Origin of the sequence: Paucibacter sp. B2R-40, from assembly GCF_025717555.1 — a bacterium.
Taxonomy (GTDB): Bacteria; Pseudomonadota; Gammaproteobacteria; order Burkholderiales; family Burkholderiaceae_C; genus Paucibacter_A.
This window is the reverse complement of the sequence record NZ_JAJIRP010000014.1, coordinates 40,741-58,435: the sequence shown is the minus strand read 5'-3', so window position 1 is coordinate 58,435 and position 17,695 is coordinate 40,741. Positions and strand designations below refer to the sequence as shown.

Below are 17,695 nucleotides of genomic sequence, written 5' to 3'. Positions count from 1 at the left end.
GCTAAAGCAAAGCCGACGGCGATTTATTCGGCGCCGGCTTTGGCTTGTGCCATCCAGTTCTCCAACTGGTCGGCCGGCATCGGCCGGGCGAACAAATAACCCTGACCTTCGTGGCAGCCCAGGCCGAGCAGCAGCTGCCTTTGTTCCTCGGTCTCTATGCCCTCGGCGATCACCGTCAGCCCCAGGCCACGGCCCAGATTGATGACCATTTGCGCGATGGTGGAACCTGCGGTCGAGGTCTGCGCTTCGCGCACAAAGGCGCGGTCGATCTTGAGCCGGTCTACATCCAACTGACGCAAATGGCTCAGTGATGAGAAGCCGGTGCCGAAGTCATCAATCGCCACGGTGATGCCGAGCTTCTTGATGTCGGCCAGAATGTGCATCACCAATTCGGTGTCTTCCATCGCCATCGACTCGGTGATTTCGAGTTCCAGATTGCGCCCGGTCACACCGATATCGCGCATGGCGTTGTTCACCACTGTCATGAACTCGGGGTGGCGGAACTGCGCCAAGGAGACGTTCACGCACATGCGGAAATCGGCGTAGCCGAGTTCGATCATGTGTTTGAGCTGATGGCAAGACGTGCGCAAGACGAACTCACCAATGCTGATGATGAGCCCCGACTTTTCGGCCAGCGGAATGAACTGATCGGGCGGCACGAACTTGCCATCCTCGGTGCGCCAGCGCAGCAAGGCCTCGGCGCCAATCGGTTTGCCGCTGGGCAGATCGACCTGCGGCTGATAGACGACAAACAGCCGGTTTTCTTCGAAGCCGGCGCGCAAGCCCTTCAAAAGCTTGAAGCGTTCCCGTGCATCGGTACCCATGGCCGGTGAGAAATATTCGGAGGATCCGCGGTGCTGTTGCTTGGCTTGTTTGAGCGCGATCTGCGCGTCCAGCAGCAATTCCGAGCCCACCGCCGCGGATTCGGTCAGGCGCACCAAGCCCGTGGTGGCTGACAGCTGCAAGCGCTCTCCGGCAACCGAGAAGGGCTCCAGAAACACGTCTTGAATGGTCTCGCCGCACACGATCGCGTTCTCGCCCAGGAGGCCGAAAGTGTCCGAGCCGATCCGGGCCATCGCCGTGCTCAGGCCGAGCTTGCTGCCCAGCCGTGCGACGACCGACTTCAGCACTTGGTCCCCAAAGTGGTGGCCGAAGGCATCATTGATGTCGGAGAAATCGTCCAGATCGATCAGTGCCAGTGTGACGCCGGCCGGATCCTTCAGATTCTTGTCCAGCAACTCGACAAAGCGGTTGCGGTTGGGCAGTTGCAGCAGTTGGTCGTTGTAAGCTTGATCCAAGAGTTTGCCGTACAGCACCACATTCTCGAAGCCGACCGAAATATTGGAGCAAAACGCACGCAGCAGTTGCTGATCAAGCTCGCTGAGTTTGCGCCCCACATCGACCAAGGCCGCCATCGGCCGACCATTGGACAGGCCAAAATAGAGGCAGGTGCCTTCGTCGTAAATGTTTTGACGCTGGCTCAAACAGCGCTGCAGGCGTTCGCGTACGGACTTGATTTGCACCGAAGCGAGCGAGCAATTGATCAGCCCACTGTACTGCCCGGCCGCTGCCACGATGCGTACATCCGCATCGGCTTCGTTTTCCATCTGCACGCAGACCATGCCTTCGGGCAGGATGCCCAACATCGCGCAGAGTTGCGTGACGACGCCCTCGGCAAAGCGGTGCAGGCCGCGCAGTCGGCTCAACTCGGTGCTGGCCTCGACGATCATCTCCAGGCCGCGCCGGTTCGAGTCTAAGGAGCAGATTTGGCGGTAGGAGCGGATCGCGGCCGTCAAGACCGTGTACAGCCGCGTGCGCGTCAGCTCGGACTTGGTCTTGTAGTCGTTGATGTCATAGGCCTGCACCGTTTCGATCTCGGGCGCGTAGCCGGGCTGTCCGGTACGCAAGATGATGCGTACGGCGCCGAGTTCCAGGTCATCGCGTATGTAGCGCACCAGCTGCAGGCCAGCGTCTTCGGATTCCATCACGACGTCGAGCAAGACGACGGCGAGGTCGGTCTCGCTCGCCAATATCTGCCGTGCCTCAGCTGCCGAGCTGGCATGCAAAAAACTGAGCGGCAAGCCTTCAACCAACAGCCCTTGCATCGCTAACTCGGTGGCCTTATGGACATCCCCATCGTCGTCAACGATCAAGACACGCCATGGCTGGCTTGATGAGTGATCCCCGGCGTCACCGTGCTCCGGGCCATCCAAGAATTCCAATAGATCGTCGTCGTCCTGATGATCGGACTTGGCCGGACTGTTTGTCTCGCGCATGAGGGCCTGTGCTCCAGCCTATGGATTGACAATAGCGTAAGGGTATTTCATTTTGCACCCTGCCGCTATGAGCGCAATTGCCTATGAAGCAACGCTCTTATTGGCATTGTTTGCGGTTATAGACGATTTGCAGCAGCATTGATCGACTGAATAGCGTGGCAAGATGTTTTTTTGGAGAAAAAGATATGACGAGTGAGCCGGGGAGCAAGGAGAGGGGCCAACAAGAGGCTGAGCCAGCGGCGGGCCTGTTGGTGTCTTTGCGGCGCTTGTTTGGGCATGGCCTTGAGCTGGTGCAGATTCGCGTCGAGCAAATTTCACTGGAATTCGAGGCCGAGAAGCTCAGACTTTTCGGCGCTTTGATTCAGTCGCTCTTGGCTTTGCTTCTGGCGGCGGCGGCGCTGGGCATGTTGAGCCTGTGCCTTTTGCTGATGACGCCGGAGCCATGGCGCTGGGTCACGGCCTTGGTCTTGGGCCTGTTTTACCTGGCTCTGGCTTGGATTTGCTGGCAGCGTGCCGGTCGCCAATTGAGTCAGCCTGGTGGCGCCTTTGCCGGCACAGTGGCCGAGTTGGGTCGTGATCGCAGTGCCTTGGAGCCCTGAATGTTTACACGCGAATTGGTCGAGTTGAAGCAGCGTCAATTGGCGCTGCGCCTGCGCAATATCGAGTTGCGCTCAGAAATGCGCGCCGAGGCTCAAGCCATGCTCAAGCCGGTGAGCTGGTTTGGGGCTGCCGGTGGTCTGGCCGGCGCAGTCGTGATGGCGACTGGTTTGCGGCGCGCTGGCTTTGTCAGCAAGGTGCTGGGCTTTGCCAGCTTGGGGCTGCGGCTGGCGCGGCTATTGACTGCCTTGCGCGCCAAGCCCTGAAGCTCACTTCTTCGTCTGCGGGCGACGCACGCCGCTGCTGACCGTTGTAGCGCCGGTCGAACGGCGCGGCGCCGGCCGTGAGCCCGTGTCGCGCGGCGGCAGGCCGGTGTGCTGGGTCAGGATCTGGCCTGGGCGCGGTTTGCTGCCGAGCGCAGGTTTGGCCGCGCCGGTCGGCGTCGAGTTCTTGCGCCGCGCACTCTCGTAACTACCGTCGGTGACCGGCTGGTAGGTCGGGATCAAATGGTATTTGCCGTTACCGATCAGATCGGCGCGCCCCATGGTTTGCAAGGCCTCACGCAAGAGCGGCCAGTTGTTCGCATCGTGGTAGCGCAAAAAGGCCTTGTGCAGGCGCCGACGGCGGTCGCCGCGCACGATGTCGACGGTCTCGCTGGTCTCTGCACTGCGGGTGATCTTCTTCAGCGGGTTCTTGCTGGTGTGATACATCGCCGTGGCGGTGGCCATGGGGCTGGGGTAGAAGGTCTGCACCTGATCGGCGCGAAAGCCATTCTTCTTTAGCCAGACGGCCAGATTCATCATGTCCTCGTCCGAGGTGCCCGGATGAGCGGCGATGAAGTAGGGGATCAGGTATTGCTTCTTGCCGGCCTCTTCACTGGCCTGCTCGAACATCTGCTTGAACTTGTCGTAAGTGCCGATGCCGGGCTTCATCATCTTGGTAAGCGGCCCGTTCTCGGTGTGCTCGGGTGCGATCTTCAGGTAGCCGCCGACATGATGCGTTACGAGTTCTTTGACGTATTCGGGTGACTTGACGGCCAGGTCATAGCGCAGGCCCGAGCTGATCAGAATCTTCTTCACACCCTTCAAGGCCCGCGCGCGGCGGTACATCTTGATCAGCGGATCGTGATTGGTGTTGAGGTTGGAGCAAATGCCGGGGTAGACGCAGGACGGCTTGCGGCAAGCAGCCTCGATCTCGGGCGACTTGCAGCCGATACGGTACATATTGGCGGTAGGTCCCCCGAGGTCGGACACCACACCGGTGAAGCCCTTGACCTTGTCGCGCATCTCTTCGATTTCGCGGATCACCGAGTCCTCGCTGCGGCTCTGGATGATGCGGCCTTCATGCTCGGTGATCGAGCAGAAGGTGCAGCCACCGAAGCAGCCGCGCATGATGTTGACGCTGAAGCGGATCATCTCCCAGGCCGGGATCTTGGTTGCCCCGTCATGGCTGCCGTTCTCGTCGGCATAGCGCGGGTGCGGTGAGCGGGCATAGTTCAGATCGAACACATGGTCCATCTCGGCCGTCGTCAGCGGGATTGGCGGTGGATTGATCCAGACGTCACGGTCACCGTGCTTTTGCACCAGCGCGCGGGCATTGCCCGGGTTGGTCTCCAGGTGCAAGACGCGGTTGGCGTGGGCATACAGCACCGGGTCGCTCTTGACTTGCTCGTAAGAGGGCAGGCGCACGACGGTGCGTTCGCGGGCGGGCATTTGAATCTTGCCCGACAAAGGTGCCGCAGCTACAGCGGCGCTGGCCATGCGGACAATCTTGATCGGCTTGCTGCCATCTTCGCCGGGCGCCTTGACCTGGCCGGTCACGCAGGCGGCTGCCTTGTCGGTGGCGGTCTCTTCAATCGTCTGATAGGGGCTGATGTGCGCATCGATGCGGCCCGGCAGATCAACGGAGGACGAGTCCAGCTCGAACCATTCATGCGAGGTCGGATCATCGGTGCGGCGCATGAACGAGGTGCCGCGCACATCGGTGATGCTTTCGACCGGCTGGCGCGCGGCCAGGCGGTGCGCGATCTCGACAATGGCACGTTCTGCATTGCCGTAGACCAAGAGATCGGCCTTGGAGTCGACCAGCACCGAGCGGCGTACCTTGTCCTGCCAATAATCGTAATGCGCGATACGGCGCAGCGACGCTTCGATGCCGCCGATCACGATGGGCACTTCGTTCCAGGCCTCTTTGCAGCGCTGGGTGTAGACCAAGGTGGCGCGGTCAGGCCGGCTGCCGCCTTGGCCGCCGGGCGTGTAGACATCGTCGCTGCGGATCTTGCGGTCGGCGGTGTAGCGGTTGATCATCGAATCCATATTGCCGGCGGCGATGCCGAAGAACAGATTCGGTTTGCCCAAGACCTTGAACGGCTCGGCGCTTTGCCAATCGGGTTGCGCAATGATGCCGACGCGGAAGCCCTGGGCTTCGAGCGTGCGGCCAATCACCGCCATGCCGAAGCTCGGGTGGTCCACATAGGCGTCGCCGGTGACGATGATGATGTCGCAGGAATCCCAGCCGAGCTGATCCATCTCGGCCCGGCTCATGGGCAGAAAAGGGGCGTGACCAAAACGCTTGGCCCAGAACGGGCGATAAGCCGTCAGGGCCTTGACTGGTTTCGGTGCGGTGAGGGTTGGGTGTGCGGACACGGCGGCAATTCTTTGGAGAGCAACCCGCGATTGTCCCTGACTTAGGACAAACCCGCTCATTGCCATCAAAAATCAAGGGCTTAGTACCTGCAAGTGGCGGGCTTTGTTCATGAAATGGCCGCTCAGATGGACGATCAAGTCGCCATCCCAGCGGCCATTCAAGGGTTCTCAGTGCTGCGGATCAAGCTGGCTGCTGCGCCGGCAAATGCCGACTTGGCCCAGGCGTGCGCGTTCTTCCTCGCTCATCGGTGGCAGCAAATTGCTGTCCTTGGAGGCCAAGCTGGTCAGGAAGCCCTCCACCGCAGCCTGTCCGACTTCCAGCAAATCGAAGGAACTGGGGTCCATCATCCATTGGTGCAGCAGCCCGTCCACCAAGGCGACCAAGGACACGGCCGCGATACGCGTGTCCAAGCTGCTGGGCAATTGGCCTAAGCCCACGGCGTGATTGAATGCGGCGCGGTTTTGCTCGCGCCACTCACGGTGCGAGGCCAGCTTGCGCTCCCGCAGAGCCTGCATCTCGCCGGTGTACTCGACCTTTTGCATCGCGATCTCGAACACCCGGCGGGTGCGTTCGTTGTGCATGGCCGTGTAGAAGACGTTGACCAAGCCCCAGCGCAATTCCGTCAAGGTCAGGTGTGCGGCGGCCGCGCTGGGCGGGTGCATGCCTTCTTCGAGCGGCATGGTGGCGCGCTCCATCATGGCGTTGAACAACTCGGCTTTGTCCTGGAAATGCCAGTAGATCGCTCCGCGCGTGACGCCGGCCGCCACGGCAATGTCTTGCAGCGAGCAACGTGAAACGCCGCGCTGCTGAAACAGCAATTCCGCCGCGTCGAGCAAGCTATTGCGCGTCTCTTGCGCTTCGAGTTTTGTTTTCCTGGCCATCGTGAGGATATTTTAACCCTATTTACATACATGCGTGAATGTATGTATAGAATGCGAGCCATTCTTGTTCAGTTGCCTCAAACCATTTGCCTCCCATCACCATGCCGACAAAAAACGCATCCTTGACCCCACGCGCGCTGAGTACCGGCGCTCGGGTTCTCTATCTGATTCCCTTGGCCATTGCCGTGGCCGCCGCATTGAGTGCCTGTGGCGGCGGCACCGACAAGCCCGCCGGAGGTGGCGCGCCGCCTCCTCCGCAAGTCGGCGTGATCAGCGCTCAGCAGCAAGCCGTGGCCTTGCAAACTGAATTGCCCGGTCGGGTCGAGGCCTTGCGCACTGCGCAGGTGAGGGCGCGCGTCAATGGCGTGGTGCTCAAGCGCCTGTTCACCGAAGGCGAGGAAGTCAAGGCCGGCCAGGCCTTGTTCCAGATCGACCCGGCGCCCTACCAGGCCGCGCTGGACAGCGCGCAGGCCAACTTGGCCAAGGCGCAGGCCAATTTGAGCCAGGCGGCCGCGCAAGCTGAACGCAACAAGCCTTTGTATGAAGGCAGGGCCATTTCGCAGCAGGAATACTTGATCTCGGTGGCTGCGGCCAAGGCGGCGGAAGCCGATGTGGCCGCCGCAAAGGCCGCCATCACCGGCGCCAAGCTGAATCTGGACTATGCCCATGTGACCGCCCCGATCTCCGGCCGCATCGGCCGCGCGCTGGTGACCGAGGGCGCTTTGGTCAGCGCTGCTGAGGCCACCCAACTAGCGCTAATTCAGCAGACTTCCAGCGTGTTTGTTAACTTCACCCAAAGCGCCAACGAGGTGCAGCAAATGCGCCGGGCACTGAATGCCGGCCAGTTGCGCAAGCTCGGCTCAAAGACGGGCCAGCCCGCTGCCGAAGTGCGCATCGTGCTGGATGACGGCAGCGAGCTCAAGCAGCCCGGCCGCCTGCTCTTCACCGATTTGAGCGTTGACCCCAGCTCCGGCCAGGTGACGCTGCGCGCCGAAGTGGCCAATGCCGAGGCGCAACTCTTGCCCGGCCAATATGTGCGGGTGCGCCTGGTGCAGGCCGAGTTGCCGGCCGGTATTCTGCTGCCGCAGCAAGCCGTCAAGCGCGGCAATCAGGGTGACTCCGTGATGGTCATCGGCCCCGACAACAAGCCGCTGAACCGCATGGTCAAGATCGGCCAGGCCGCCGGCAATCAATGGGTGGTGCTGGAGGGACTGAAGGTCGGCGAACAAGTCATTGTTGACGGCTTCCAGAAGATGTTCGTGCCCGGCGCGCCGGTGACACCGGTACCGTGGGCGGCAGCTTCGGATCCAGCCGCTTCGGCGCCCGCGTCTATGGCTGCAGCCTCGGCCGCCAGCCACTAAGCCGAGGATCACGCAATGGCACGTTTTTTCATTGATCGACCGATTTTTGCCTGGGTGATTGCGCTGTTCATTTTGGTGTTTGGCGCTGTCGCCATCACCAAACTGCCGGTTGCCCAGTACCCGACCGTGGCGCCGCCGTCGCTGGTCATCAGTACCGTTTATCCGGGTGCTTCTGCCAAGACGCTGGACGAGAGCGTTATTTCCGTGATCGAGCAAGAGCTCAATGGCGCGCCCGGCCTGGCCTATCTGGAATCGGTCAGCCAGGCCAACGGCACCGGTGCGATCACCGTCACCTTCGAGCCCGGCACCAATATCGACTTGGCCCAGGTCGAGATCCAGAACCGCATGGGCCGCGCCTCGCCGCGTCTGCCTTCGGCCGTGGTCCAGCAGGGCGTGCGCATCGACAAGGCGCGCAGCAACTTCTTGTTGTTCGTCACCTTGTCGTCCAAGCATGGGACCATGGATCCCGTGCAATTGGGTGATTACGCCTCGCGCAACATCATCCCCGAGATCCAGCGCCTGTCCGGCATCGGCCAGGCCCAGCTCTTCGGCACCGAGCGGGCGATGCGTATCTGGCTGGACCCGGCCAAGATGTTGTCTTTCAATATCAGCCCGTCCGAAGTCAATAACGCGATCCGCAATCAGAACGCCTTGGTGCCTGCCGGCACGCTGGGCGATCTGCCGAATCTGTCGACGCAGACCATGTCGGCCACCGTGGTGGTCAAGGGTCAGCTGGAAAGCGCTGCGCAGTTCCAGAATGTGGTGCTGCGCGCCAATGCCGACGGCTCAAGCGTGCGCCTGAAGGACGTCGCCCGCATCGAGCTGGGTGGCCAGAGCTATGGCTCCTACTCGCGCCTGAACGGCAAGCCATCCACCGGCATCGGCATCCAGCTGGCACCGAGCGGCAATGCGCTGGCGGCCGCCGATGCGGTGAAGGCGCGCATGCTGGAGTTGCAGCGCTACTTCCCCGAGGACGTTAATTACGAGATCCCTTACGACTCGTCCAAGTTCGTCGACATCTCGATCAAGCAGGTGGTGACGACCTTGTTCGAAGCCATCGTGCTGGTCTTCCTGGTGATGTATCTGTTCCTGCAGAACTGGCGCTACACCTTGATCCCGACCCTGGTGGTGCCGATCGCGCTGCTGGGTACTTTTGCCATCATGCTGACCATGGGTTTTTCCATCAACGTGCTGACGCTGTTCGGCATGGTGCTGGCGATCGGCATCCTGGTTGACGATGCCATCGTGGTGGTCGAGAACGTCGAGCGCATCATGAACGAGGAGGGGCTGTCGCCGCTGGAGGCCACCCGCAAGGCGATGGGGCAGATCTCCGGCGCCATCATCGGCATCACCGTGGTGCTGGTGTCGGTGTTCGTGCCGATGGCTTTCTTCGCCGGCTCGGTCGGCAATATCTACCGCCAGTTCTCGCTCGCCATGGTGGCGGCGATGCTCTTGTCGGCGTTGATGGCGCTGACGCTGACGCCGGCGCTGTGCGCCACCCTGCTCAAGCCGGTGCAGGCCGGCCATGCCCATGCCAAGACCGGCTTCTTCGGCTGGTTCAACCGCGGTTTCTCGCGCACCGCCAAGGGCTATGAGGGCTGGGTCGCCAAGCTGCTGCGCCGCAGCGGCCGGGTACTGATCATTTATGTGGCGCTGGTCGCCGTCGTCGGCCTGCTCTATGTGCGCATGCCGACCTCTTTCCTGCCCAATGAAGATCAGGGTTATCTGATCGTCAATGTGCAGCTGCCGCCGGGTGCGACGACCAATCGCACCGAGGCTGCGGTCAAGAAGGTGGAAGACTTCATGCTCAAGCAGCCCGAGGTGCAAGCCACCGTCGGCGTGATCGGCTTCTCGTTCTCCGGCCAGGGCCAGAATGCCGCGCTGGTGTTCGTGCCGCTGAAGCCCTGGAGCGAACGCCATGGCCCCGAGCACAGCGCGCAGGCGCTGGCCGGGCGAGCCTTCGGCGCGATGATGGCGGTGCGCGATGCCTTCATCTTCCCGCTCTCGCCGCCGCCCATCCCCGAGCTGGGCACGGCTTCCGGCTTCGCCCTGCGTCTGCAGGACCGAGCCGGCCTGGGCCATGAGGCCTTACTGAATGCGCGCAATCAGCTGATGGGCATGGCGTCCAAGAGCAAGGTCATCACCGGCATGCGGCCGGACGGTCTGGAAGACGCACCGCAGCTGCAGGTCGAGATCGACCGCGACAAGGCCAACGCGCTGGGCGTGGCCTATGAGTCGGTGGCGGCGGTCATCGGCACGCAGCTGGGCTCGGCCTATATCAATGACTTCCCGAGCAGCGGGCGGCTGCAGCGCGTGATCGTGCAGGCCGAGGCCGCCGCGCGCATGAAGCCTGAGGACTTGCTCAAGCTCAATGTCAACAACAACCTGGGCAAGAGTGTGCCGCTGTCGGCCTTCGCCACCACGCATTGGACCAGCGGTCAGATGCAAGCGGTGCGCTACAACGGCTACCCGGCGATGCGTCTGGCCGGTGATGCCGCTGTGGGCTCTTCCACCGGCGACGCGATGAAGGAGCTCGAGCAGATGATCACCAAGCTGCCGGCCGGTATCGGCTATGAGTGGACCGGGCTGTCGCGTGAAGAAAAACTGTCGGGCTCGCAGGCGACCATCCTGCTGGTGTTCTCGCTGCTGGCGGTGTTCCTGTGCCTGGCCGCGCTGTATGAGAGCTGGACCATTCCCTTGGCGGTTCTGCTGGTGGTGCCACTGGGTCTGCTGGGAGCCTTGGCTGGCGTGTCGCTACGCGGCATGCCCAATGACGTGTTTCTGAAAGTGGGCCTGATCACCATCATCGGCCTGTCGGCCAAGAACGCGATCCTGATCATCGAGTTCGCCAAGGATTTGCAGGCCGAGGGTCTGGGGCTGATCGAATCGATTCTGCAAGCCTGTCATCTGCGCTTTCGCCCCATCATCATGACCTCGATGGCCTTTATTCTGGGTGTGATGCCTTTGGTGTTTGCCAGCGGCGCGGGCTCGGCCAGCCAGCGCGCCATCGGTACCGGCGTGATGGCCGGCATGATCTCGGCCACCGTGCTGGCGGTCTTGTTCGTGCCCGTGTTCTTCTTGGTGGTGCGGCGTGTTTTCAAGGGCACCGAGCGGCAACGCCAACTCAGCGCCCAACATCATCTCGGCGCTGGCGTGGCTCCAGCATCGACTCAGGAGCAAGCACCATGATTCGCCCAAGTTTTTCAATCGGTCTGATTGCGGCAGCATCAACCCTGCTGCTCAGCGCTTGCATGTCTTTGGCGCCTGAGCACAAGACGCCGGCGGCGCCGGTGGCTGCCAACTGGCTTCATGCCGAAGGCAGCTCCTCGGCCGCCGTTTCAGCGGTTGAGCTGCCCTGGCAGAGTTTCTATGCCGCCGACGCCAGGCTCAGCGAGCTGATTGCAATCGCCCTCAAGAACAACCGCGATCTGCGCGTGGCGCTGCTCAATGTCGAGCAGGCGCGCGCACTGGCGCGGGTGGCTGACGCCAACCGTTGGCCGACCGTCAATGCAGGCCTCAGCGCCAACCGGCAGCCCAAAACAGACGGCAGCGGAGGTAGCAGCAATAACTACCAGGCCGGACTGCAGATCAGCGCCTTCGAGCTCGATTTGTTCGGCCGGGTGAAGAGCCAAAGTGACGCTGCGCTGGCGCGTTACTTGGCCAGCGCGGAGGGCGGCCGCGCAGCGCAAATCAGCCTAGTGGCCGGCGTGGCCTCCAGCTATCTGGCGCTGCAAGCCGACCAGGAGCTCCTGCTCTTGGCCCGCCAGACCTTGGCCGCCCGTGAGGACACGCTGCGCTTGACGCGCATGAAGTTTGACGGCGGCGCCGGCTCGGCCCTGGACCTGAGCTCTGCCGAGTCCGCTGCGGCTGCTGCACGCGCCAGCCTCGCACAGGCCAAGCGCCAGCGCGAGCAGAGCGAGAACGGTCTGGTGCTGCTGCTTGGCCAAGCTCTGCCGAGCGATATGGCTCAGGGCCAGCAATTGGCGGCGGCTCAAGTGTTCGAGCTGCCGGCCGGCCTGCCGTCCGAGGTCTTGATCAAGCGCCCAGACGTCTTGCAGGCGGAGCAATTGCTGATCGCGGCGAACGCCAATATTGGCGCGGCGCGGGCGGCCTTCTTCCCGTCCATCAGCCTGACCACCAGCTTGGGGACGGCCAGCAATGAGCTGTCGCAGCTGTTCAGCAACACGGTCTGGAGTCTGGGCGCGCAAGCGCTGATGCCGATCTTTGATGCCGGGCGCAACAAGGCCAATCTGGAGGCCAGTAAGACGGCGCAAGCGATCGCCGTCGCGCAGTATGAAAAGACGGTGCAGCAGGCTTTCCGTGAAGTGGCCGATGCCTTGGCGGGCCGCGCCACTTATGCGGAGCAAACGCAGGCACAGCTTGAGCAGGCGCGCGCCGAGGCTGAGCGGCTGCGCTTGGTGGAGCTGAGGTTTGCCAATGGCGCATCGAACAGCCTGGAGCTGCTGGACGCTCAACGTGCCAGTTATGCCGCGCAACAGGCTTTGTTGCAGACCCGCCTGGGCTTGCTGCTGAACAATGTGCAGCTGTACAAGGCGCTGGGCGGCGGCCTGGCCAAGAGTTAACTTGCCGGCCGCTTGAACGCAAAAAGGCGCTCCTCGGAGCGCCTTTTCTTATTGGCTTATGAGTTCGCGTGCATCAATGCGCGCGCACCCAGGCCAAGCCTTCGGACGTGGCGTAGCGCATCGCAGCGCGCTGGCTGATGAAACGCGGGGTGAAGCGCATCACACGGTCATGGCTGGCCATGCCGCGACCTGAGCGGATTGAAACAGACGCAGCAAAACTGCCATCGTCCTGGGGTTTGATCATGGGTGAGACAAGATATTTGCCCACCTCAATGCTGTTTTTAGTTTGCATTTTTTTTGAGAGAGGTGTGCGCCATGACAGATGTCGCGGCGCGATATGGCGAAGGGGATTTGCTTATTGACTGCGTGATCGGGGGTCGCGCATGGGGTCGTGAGTCTTCGTGGCCTCAAACGACGGTAATGGCTTGGTCTTGGCTTGGTGGGCGCTTGACAGGTGCCGGGCTCAATGGGCCGACCTTGATATTCGCTTGCCTGGATTTGTAATTATTTTGGCAAGGTGAAACTGCGGCGCATGGTGGGGCGGCGCATTGGCTTTGTTGGGGGCAAAACCGTTTGAACTGGTGAGATCAAATTTGAAACGGGCAAAACTTGTAAATCAAAACAAAAGGGTCAGCACTTGCGCGCTAACCCTTTTTAGTGACGGCGCTTGCGCGCCGTACCGGGGCTTTTACAGGCCGCGGATGTTCGAAGCTTGCAGACCCTTAGGGCCTTGCTTGACTTCAAACTCAACCTTTTGGTTTTCGGCCAAAGTGCGGAAACCGCCGTTGTTGCGGATTTCGCTGTGGTGAGCGAACAGATCCTTGGAGCCGTCTTCAGGCGTGATGAAGCCGAAGCCCTTGCCGTCGTCGAACCATTTCACGGTGCCAGTTTGCATTGTTGTCATGATGTGTTCCTTTTGAACAAAATAAAAAACACTTCGCGGCTCGCGACAACGCGAGACCTTCGAAGACAGAAACACTCAAGAACAGTCAAACGGGGAGTTGAAACTGAAGCGAGCCTAGCGCGACGAATAAAGCGTACGTACGGCGGGGCTGCAGATTGAAGACCTTGAAGAAACGGTCTTGTGCGTATCTATCCGGTGAATGTAACACGAAAGTTATAGCTCTGTCGAGTAGTTTGAGTTTTCTCTGACTCATGCAGCACAAATCTTGACCGCCACGCCACTGAGCACGGCGTTGCCGGAGAGTGGGTCGCGCAGGCTGTCATTCATCAGGGCGTTCAGATTGACGCCAGGTTTGATGCCTGCGATGGCCATCCGCACGCCGGGCAAGTCATGTCCCCAGCCATGCGGCAGGCTGACCACACCGGCCGACATGTCCATGCTCAATGCCACCCGCACTTGCAACTCGCCCAAGTCGCTGCTGAGCTTGGCTTGGCTGCCGTCGCGCAGACCCAGTCGCGCGGCGTCCTGTGGATTGATCAACAGGGTGCAGCGCTCCGGCCCCTTGGCCAGCAGCGGCAGGTTGTGCATCCAGCTATTGCCCGAACGCAGATCACGCCGGCCTATCAGGCTGAACTCGGGCGCCGCCACGCTCAATGCCGCGTCGACATATTGCAGATCTGCCAGCAGCGAAGGCGGCGCCAGCTCGATGCGGCCGGAAGGTGTGCGCAACAACTCGGGGATGCGCGGCTGCAAAGGACCGAGGTCGATGCCGCCATCTGCTGCCTTGATCTTGGCGAGGGTCAGGTCTTGCTCTGCGGCTCCACCATAAGGTCCGGTGCGCAGCGCCAAGTCGATCAAGCGCTCCGGCCCGCGCTGGCCGGCGAGTTGCTGTGACAAGGAAGCGGCAGTGGCGGGCCCCAAGCGCTGCAGGTCTGCGGCGATGGCCGCGTCGTCCAACTCGGTCAAATCGGCGCGCCAATCGCGGCCCTCGAGCATGGCCGTCAGTCGCAACAGGGTTTCCCATTCTTCGGGCTGCCCGTTTGGCTTGGCAAACACCGGTCCAGAAAAACGCGCATGGTTGCGAAATGACAGCTGGGGAAAGGCTACATCGAAATGCAAATCTTCCAGCGGCGACAGCCCCGGCAGGATCACATCGGCATGGCGGCTGGTCTCGTTCAGGTAGATGTCCAGGCTGAGCATGAAGTCCAGGCCCTCGAGCGCGCGGGCAAGGCGTGGCCCGTTGGGCGTCGACAGCACCGGGTTGGCGGCTATGCAGATCAAGGCGCGCACCTGACCGGCGCCGGCGGTTTCTATCTCTTCGGCCAAACAAGTGATAGGCAATTCGCCAAACACCTCGGGCGCGCCGGACACCCGGCTGCTGCGCCGCCCGGTGCTGATGCCGCGGCCACTGCCGGGCTTGCCCTGGGTATTGGCCGCGAAGGCCGCCGCTTTGGGGAACATCGCGCCGCCGGGCGCATCCAGATGGCCGCTGAGTATGTTCAGCACATCGACCAGCCAGCTGTTGAGCGTGCCGAAGCGCTGCGTGCAGGTGCCGATCCGCCCGTAAACCGCTGCGCATTTGGCGGTGGCCAACTCGCGGGCCAAGCGGCGCAGCGTGATTGCATCAATGCCGCAGCCGGACGCCATGCGCTCGGGCGTGAAGTTAGCGGTCGCAGCGCGCAGCTCCTCCAGCCCGTTGATGTGTTCGCCCAGCCTGCCTGTGCGCACCAGACCTTCGGAGAATAGCGTGTTGACCATGGCCAAGAGCATGAACACATCGCCGTTCGGCCGGATGGCCAGATGCTCGTCGGCCGCCGCTGCCGTCTCGCTGCGGCGCGGGTCAACCACGACGATGCGGCCGCCACGGGCGCGCATCGCTTTGGCCTTGCCGCGATAGTCTGGCACCGTCCAGAGGCTGCCATTGCTGACCATGGGGTTGGCGCCCAGGATCAAGAGCCAGTCGCAGCGTTCGATATCGGGTACCGGAATCGACAGCCAATGCCCGAACATCAGGCCGCTCGAGAGCTGCTTGGGCATCTGGTCCAGGGTAGAGGCCGAGAAAATATTGCGCGTGCCCAGGGCACGGGCCAGGCGCGGGAAGTAGCTCAAGAGGCTGATCTTGTGGGCGGCAGGATTGCCTATCACGCTGGCGACCGAATCGGGGCCGTATTGTTCAATCACCGGCAACAAATGCTTGGCCACTTCACCCAGCGCCTCGTCCCAGCTGGCTTCAACAAAGCGGCCCTCACGTTTGATCAAAGGCTGGCGCAGGCGGTCGGGGTCTTCGTGCAGGTCCTTCAGTGACACGCCCTTGGGGCAGATAAAGCCGCGGCTGAACACATCCTGCTCAGCGCCGCGGATGCTGATGACCCTGTCGCCTTGGGTTTGAAGCTCCAGCCCGCAGCAGGCCTCGCACAAAGGGCAGATGCGGTAATGCGTCTTTAGCGTGTCGCTCATGGTTCTCTATTCCAAATCAATCGACGAAGGTTGGAGTGAATTTTGTGGCCTGAGCCTCACTGTGCAGGTCTTCTAGGCGACAGCGCTGCGCGCTATCTTGCATACTGCACCTTTGTCTGGCGAGGATGCAGCGATGAAGATAGCTATCGGCGGCGGCGTGCGTTTATTCGTGGACGTCGAAGGCCCGGAATGGGTGCCGGACGGCCCTACGCTGCGGCAGAAGCCGACGCTGATCTGCCTGCACGGCGGGCCTGGCTTTGATCACAGTGCCTTCAAGCCTATCTTCAGCCGGCTGGCTGATCTGGTGCAAATCATCTATTACGACCACCGAGGACATGGCCGCAGTGACGAGCGGCCGCAGGCCGAATGGACGCTGGACACCTGGGCCGATGACGTGGTGCGCTTGTGCGACGCATTAGGTATCGTCAAGCCCATCGTATTGGGTCAGTCCTTCGGCGGCTTTGTGGCCCAGCATTACCTGGCTCGCCACCCCGAGCATGCGTCCAAGATCATTCTGTCCAGCACCTCGCCCAATATGGTGATGGCGCGCAAGCTGGCGATGTTTGAAAAACTCGGCGGCCCCGCAGCGCGTGATTTGGCGCTGAAGTTCTGGAGCGAGCCGACGCCGGCTTCTTGGGCGGCTTATTGGGCCGGCTGCCGCAAGCTCTACAACAGCTCCGAGCCGCGCGACCCGGATGCAGGCCAGCGGACGTTGCTGCGCGAAGACATCTTGCTGCACTTCGTTGGCGGCGAGAAGCAAGGCATGGATTTATTGCCCGGCTTGGCGCGGGCTCAATGCCCGGTCTTGGTGATGGCGGGGGAGGAGGATCCGGTCTGCCCGCTCGACGATGCGCGGGATATGGCAGCGGCGTTGCCGGCGCAATGGGCGCAATTCGTCAGCTTCCCCGGCGTCGGACATGGCGCATGGCGCGATGACCCTGAGGCCGCGTTTGCCACGCTGCGCCAGTTCATTCAAGCTTGATCAGTTACTGATCAGTGCGGCCAGTTCGCGCTCCACCAGCGATGCGTCGCCCAGATTCATTTCGATCAGGCGGCGCAGGTGGGTGATGCTTTCGATGTCAATGCTGCGGCACAGAAAACCGGCATGCTCGCCTTCCACATGGGCCAATTCTCCAGCCATGGCGATGACGGTTTCCTGGTCATTCAGGCGCACTTTGAGCAAACAAGGCAGGTTCAGCGCCAACTCGGCTGCACCCGGTAGGTTCAGCAAAGCGCCCTTCAGCGACAGGTCCAGCACCTGAGCTTTCAGATGTTCTTGGGTGGTGATCAACTCGGCCTCGACGTCGAAGGCGACGCGGGCGAAATGGCGGCGTTCGGTATTGATGGCAGGCTCCTTGTGCACCGCTTTGATGCTTGGCTTTGATGCTTGGCTTTGATGCTAGCAGATGCACCCTGCGCGTGGCGATGAGATTAGCGCGTGCAAAACCGCTGTTTCGGTGCTTCAGCTGTGGTTGGCGTAGATGGTGCTTTGGTCGACCGCTTTTTGCAGGCGCAAGGGCACGACGGCGTCCAGCCCCATTGCTTCCAAGGTATACCAAGCCGCGCGCAGATAGGCGGCAGTGGCCTCGCGGGTCTCCTCACTCACCTTCTCGCCAGCTTGAGCAAAGCCCAGGGCTGACAGCCCGTCGCCTCGCTTGGCGCGCGAGCTATTGGGCTCCAGTGGCGCGGCCTTGTAGCGTTTGGCGATCTTGGCGAGCAGGGTTTGCACCTCATCATTGTGGGCGGAGGGTCCCAGCAAACGCGCCAGGTCGCCCAGCACTTGCTCGGCGGCGGCGGCCAACAGCTTGGCTGCGTGGTCGCTGCCGCCGGCCAGATACAGGCCTGCCCCCAAGTCGGCGTATTCCAAGGCAATGGCCAGCTTGGATAAGTCGGCTTGTGTACTCATGTCTCTAGGTTTAGAAATGGCGCGGGCATGCCGCCGCGCAAAAAGATATCAGCGTGCGCAGTGCGCACAAAAACTGCCCAGGCC

The 17,695-nt window shown here is 61.8% G+C and carries 14 protein-coding genes; 6 read left to right on the top strand and 8 right to left on the bottom strand.

What is annotated here, in order from left to right; translation table 11 throughout:
* Positions 1-23 precede the first annotated feature (23 nt).
* Positions 24-2,276 (bottom strand): GGDEF/EAL domain-containing response regulator, encoded by a 2,253-nt coding sequence (locus LNV09_RS22750; RefSeq protein ID WP_263559351.1) that lies wholly within the window; start codon positions 2,274-2,276, stop codon positions 24-26.
* Positions 2,277-2,461: 185 nt separating this feature from the next.
* Between LNV09_RS22750 and LNV09_RS22745 the strand changes: the two genes are divergently transcribed.
* A complete protein-coding gene (locus LNV09_RS22745; RefSeq protein ID WP_263559350.1) occupies positions 2,462-2,875 on the top strand; it encodes a phage holin family protein in 414 nt (137 codons plus the stop codon).
* Entirely contained in the window at positions 2,876-3,139 is a 264-nt protein-coding gene (locus tag LNV09_RS22740; RefSeq protein WP_263559349.1) for a hypothetical protein, read from the top strand.
* 3 nt (positions 3,140-3,142) lie between these two features.
* Here LNV09_RS22740 and LNV09_RS22735 read toward each other — a convergent pair whose 3' ends face one another.
* Complete coding sequence (locus tag LNV09_RS22735) at positions 3,143-5,518, bottom strand: YgiQ family radical SAM protein (RefSeq protein ID WP_263559348.1); 2,376 nt, start codon at positions 5,516-5,518, stop codon at positions 3,143-3,145.
* A gap of 168 nt (positions 5,519-5,686) precedes the next feature.
* A complete protein-coding gene (locus LNV09_RS22730) occupies positions 5,687-6,400 on the bottom strand; it encodes a TetR family transcriptional regulator (RefSeq protein WP_263559347.1) in 714 nt (237 codons plus the stop codon).
* A 101-nt stretch (positions 6,401-6,501) separates the two neighbouring features.
* On the opposite strand from LNV09_RS22730, the gene LNV09_RS22725 reads away from it, so the two are divergent.
* The 3 genes from LNV09_RS22725 to LNV09_RS22715 are packed head-to-tail and all read left to right on the top strand — an operon-like array spanning position 6,502 to position 12,344.
* The gene (locus tag LNV09_RS22725) at positions 6,502-7,761 is read left to right on the top strand and encodes an efflux RND transporter periplasmic adaptor subunit (RefSeq protein ID WP_263559346.1); all 1,260 of its coding nucleotides are present in this window, start codon (positions 6,502-6,504) and stop codon (positions 7,759-7,761) included.
* Positions 7,762-7,776: 15 nt separating this feature from the next.
* Positions 7,777-10,950, top strand: a complete 3,174-nt coding sequence (locus LNV09_RS22720) for an efflux RND transporter permease subunit (RefSeq protein WP_263559345.1) — start codon at positions 7,777-7,779, stop codon at positions 10,948-10,950.
* Positions 10,947-12,344: an efflux transporter outer membrane subunit gene (locus tag LNV09_RS22715; RefSeq protein ID WP_263559344.1), complete on the top strand. Its 1,398-nt coding sequence runs from the start codon at positions 10,947-10,949 to the stop codon at positions 12,342-12,344. Before LNV09_RS22720 ends, LNV09_RS22715 begins: the two co-directional genes overlap by 4 nt.
* 73 nt (positions 12,345-12,417) lie before the next feature.
* Here the strand turns inward: LNV09_RS22715 and LNV09_RS22710 are convergent, their stop codons facing one another.
* From LNV09_RS22710 to LNV09_RS22700, 3 genes are all read right to left on the bottom strand, one after another.
* Entirely contained in the window at positions 12,418-12,588 is a 171-nt protein-coding gene (locus LNV09_RS22710; RefSeq protein ID WP_411969337.1) for a hypothetical protein, read from the bottom strand.
* 444 nt (positions 12,589-13,032) lie between these two features.
* Positions 13,033-13,239, bottom strand: coding sequence for a cold-shock protein (locus LNV09_RS22705; RefSeq protein ID WP_263534780.1), 207 nt, complete (start codon positions 13,237-13,239; stop codon positions 13,033-13,035).
* A 258-nt stretch (positions 13,240-13,497) separates the two neighbouring features.
* The gene (locus LNV09_RS22700; protein WP_263559343.1) at positions 13,498-15,705 is read right to left on the bottom strand and encodes a molybdopterin-dependent oxidoreductase; all 2,208 of its coding nucleotides are present in this window, start codon (positions 15,703-15,705) and stop codon (positions 13,498-13,500) included.
* Positions 15,706-15,838: 133 nt separating this feature from the next.
* Here LNV09_RS22700 and LNV09_RS22695 point away from each other — a divergent pair, with 133 nt between their 5' ends.
* Entirely contained in the window at positions 15,839-16,687 is an 849-nt protein-coding gene (locus tag LNV09_RS22695; protein WP_263559342.1) for an alpha/beta fold hydrolase, read from the top strand.
* On the opposite strand, the gene LNV09_RS22690 is transcribed toward LNV09_RS22695, so the two are convergent.
* Both LNV09_RS22690 and LNV09_RS22685 read right to left on the bottom strand, forming a co-directional pair.
* Entirely contained in the window at positions 16,688-17,068 is a 381-nt protein-coding gene (locus LNV09_RS22690; RefSeq protein WP_263559341.1) for a PilZ domain-containing protein, read from the bottom strand.
* 99 nt (positions 17,069-17,167) lie between these two features.
* Positions 17,168-17,611, bottom strand: coding sequence for a hypothetical protein (locus LNV09_RS22685; RefSeq protein ID WP_263559340.1), 444 nt, complete (start codon positions 17,609-17,611; stop codon positions 17,168-17,170).
* Positions 17,612-17,695: the final 84 nt, after the last annotated feature.

Coding starts and splice junctions, on each gene's coding strand:
- LNV09_RS22750 (WP_263559351.1), bottom strand. CDS start 2,276: ATGCGCGAGACAAACAGTCCGGCCAAGTCCGATCATCAGGACGACGAC.
- LNV09_RS22745 (WP_263559350.1), top strand. CDS start 2,462: ATGACGAGTGAGCCGGGGAGCAAGGAGAGGGGCCAACAAGAGGCTGAG.
- LNV09_RS22740 (WP_263559349.1), top strand. CDS start 2,876: ATGTTTACACGCGAATTGGTCGAGTTGAAGCAGCGTCAATTGGCGCTG.
- LNV09_RS22730 (WP_263559347.1), bottom strand. CDS start 6,400: ATGGCCAGGAAAACAAAACTCGAAGCGCAAGAGACGCGCAATAGCTTG.
- LNV09_RS22725 (WP_263559346.1), top strand. CDS start 6,502: ATGCCGACAAAAAACGCATCCTTGACCCCACGCGCGCTGAGTACCGGC.
- LNV09_RS22720 (WP_263559345.1), top strand. CDS start 7,777: ATGGCACGTTTTTTCATTGATCGACCGATTTTTGCCTGGGTGATTGCG.
- LNV09_RS22715 (WP_263559344.1), top strand. CDS start 10,947: ATGATTCGCCCAAGTTTTTCAATCGGTCTGATTGCGGCAGCATCAACC.
- LNV09_RS22710 (WP_411969337.1), bottom strand. CDS start 12,588: ATGATCAAACCCCAGGACGATGGCAGTTTTGCTGCGTCTGTTTCAATC.
- LNV09_RS22705 (WP_263534780.1), bottom strand. CDS start 13,239: ATGCAAACTGGCACCGTGAAATGGTTCGACGACGGCAAGGGCTTCGGC.
- LNV09_RS22700 (WP_263559343.1), bottom strand. CDS start 15,705: ATGAGCGACACGCTAAAGACGCATTACCGCATCTGCCCTTTGTGCGAG.
- LNV09_RS22695 (WP_263559342.1), top strand. CDS start 15,839: ATGAAGATAGCTATCGGCGGCGGCGTGCGTTTATTCGTGGACGTCGAA.
- LNV09_RS22685 (WP_263559340.1), bottom strand. CDS start 17,611: ATGAGTACACAAGCCGACTTATCCAAGCTGGCCATTGCCTTGGAATAC.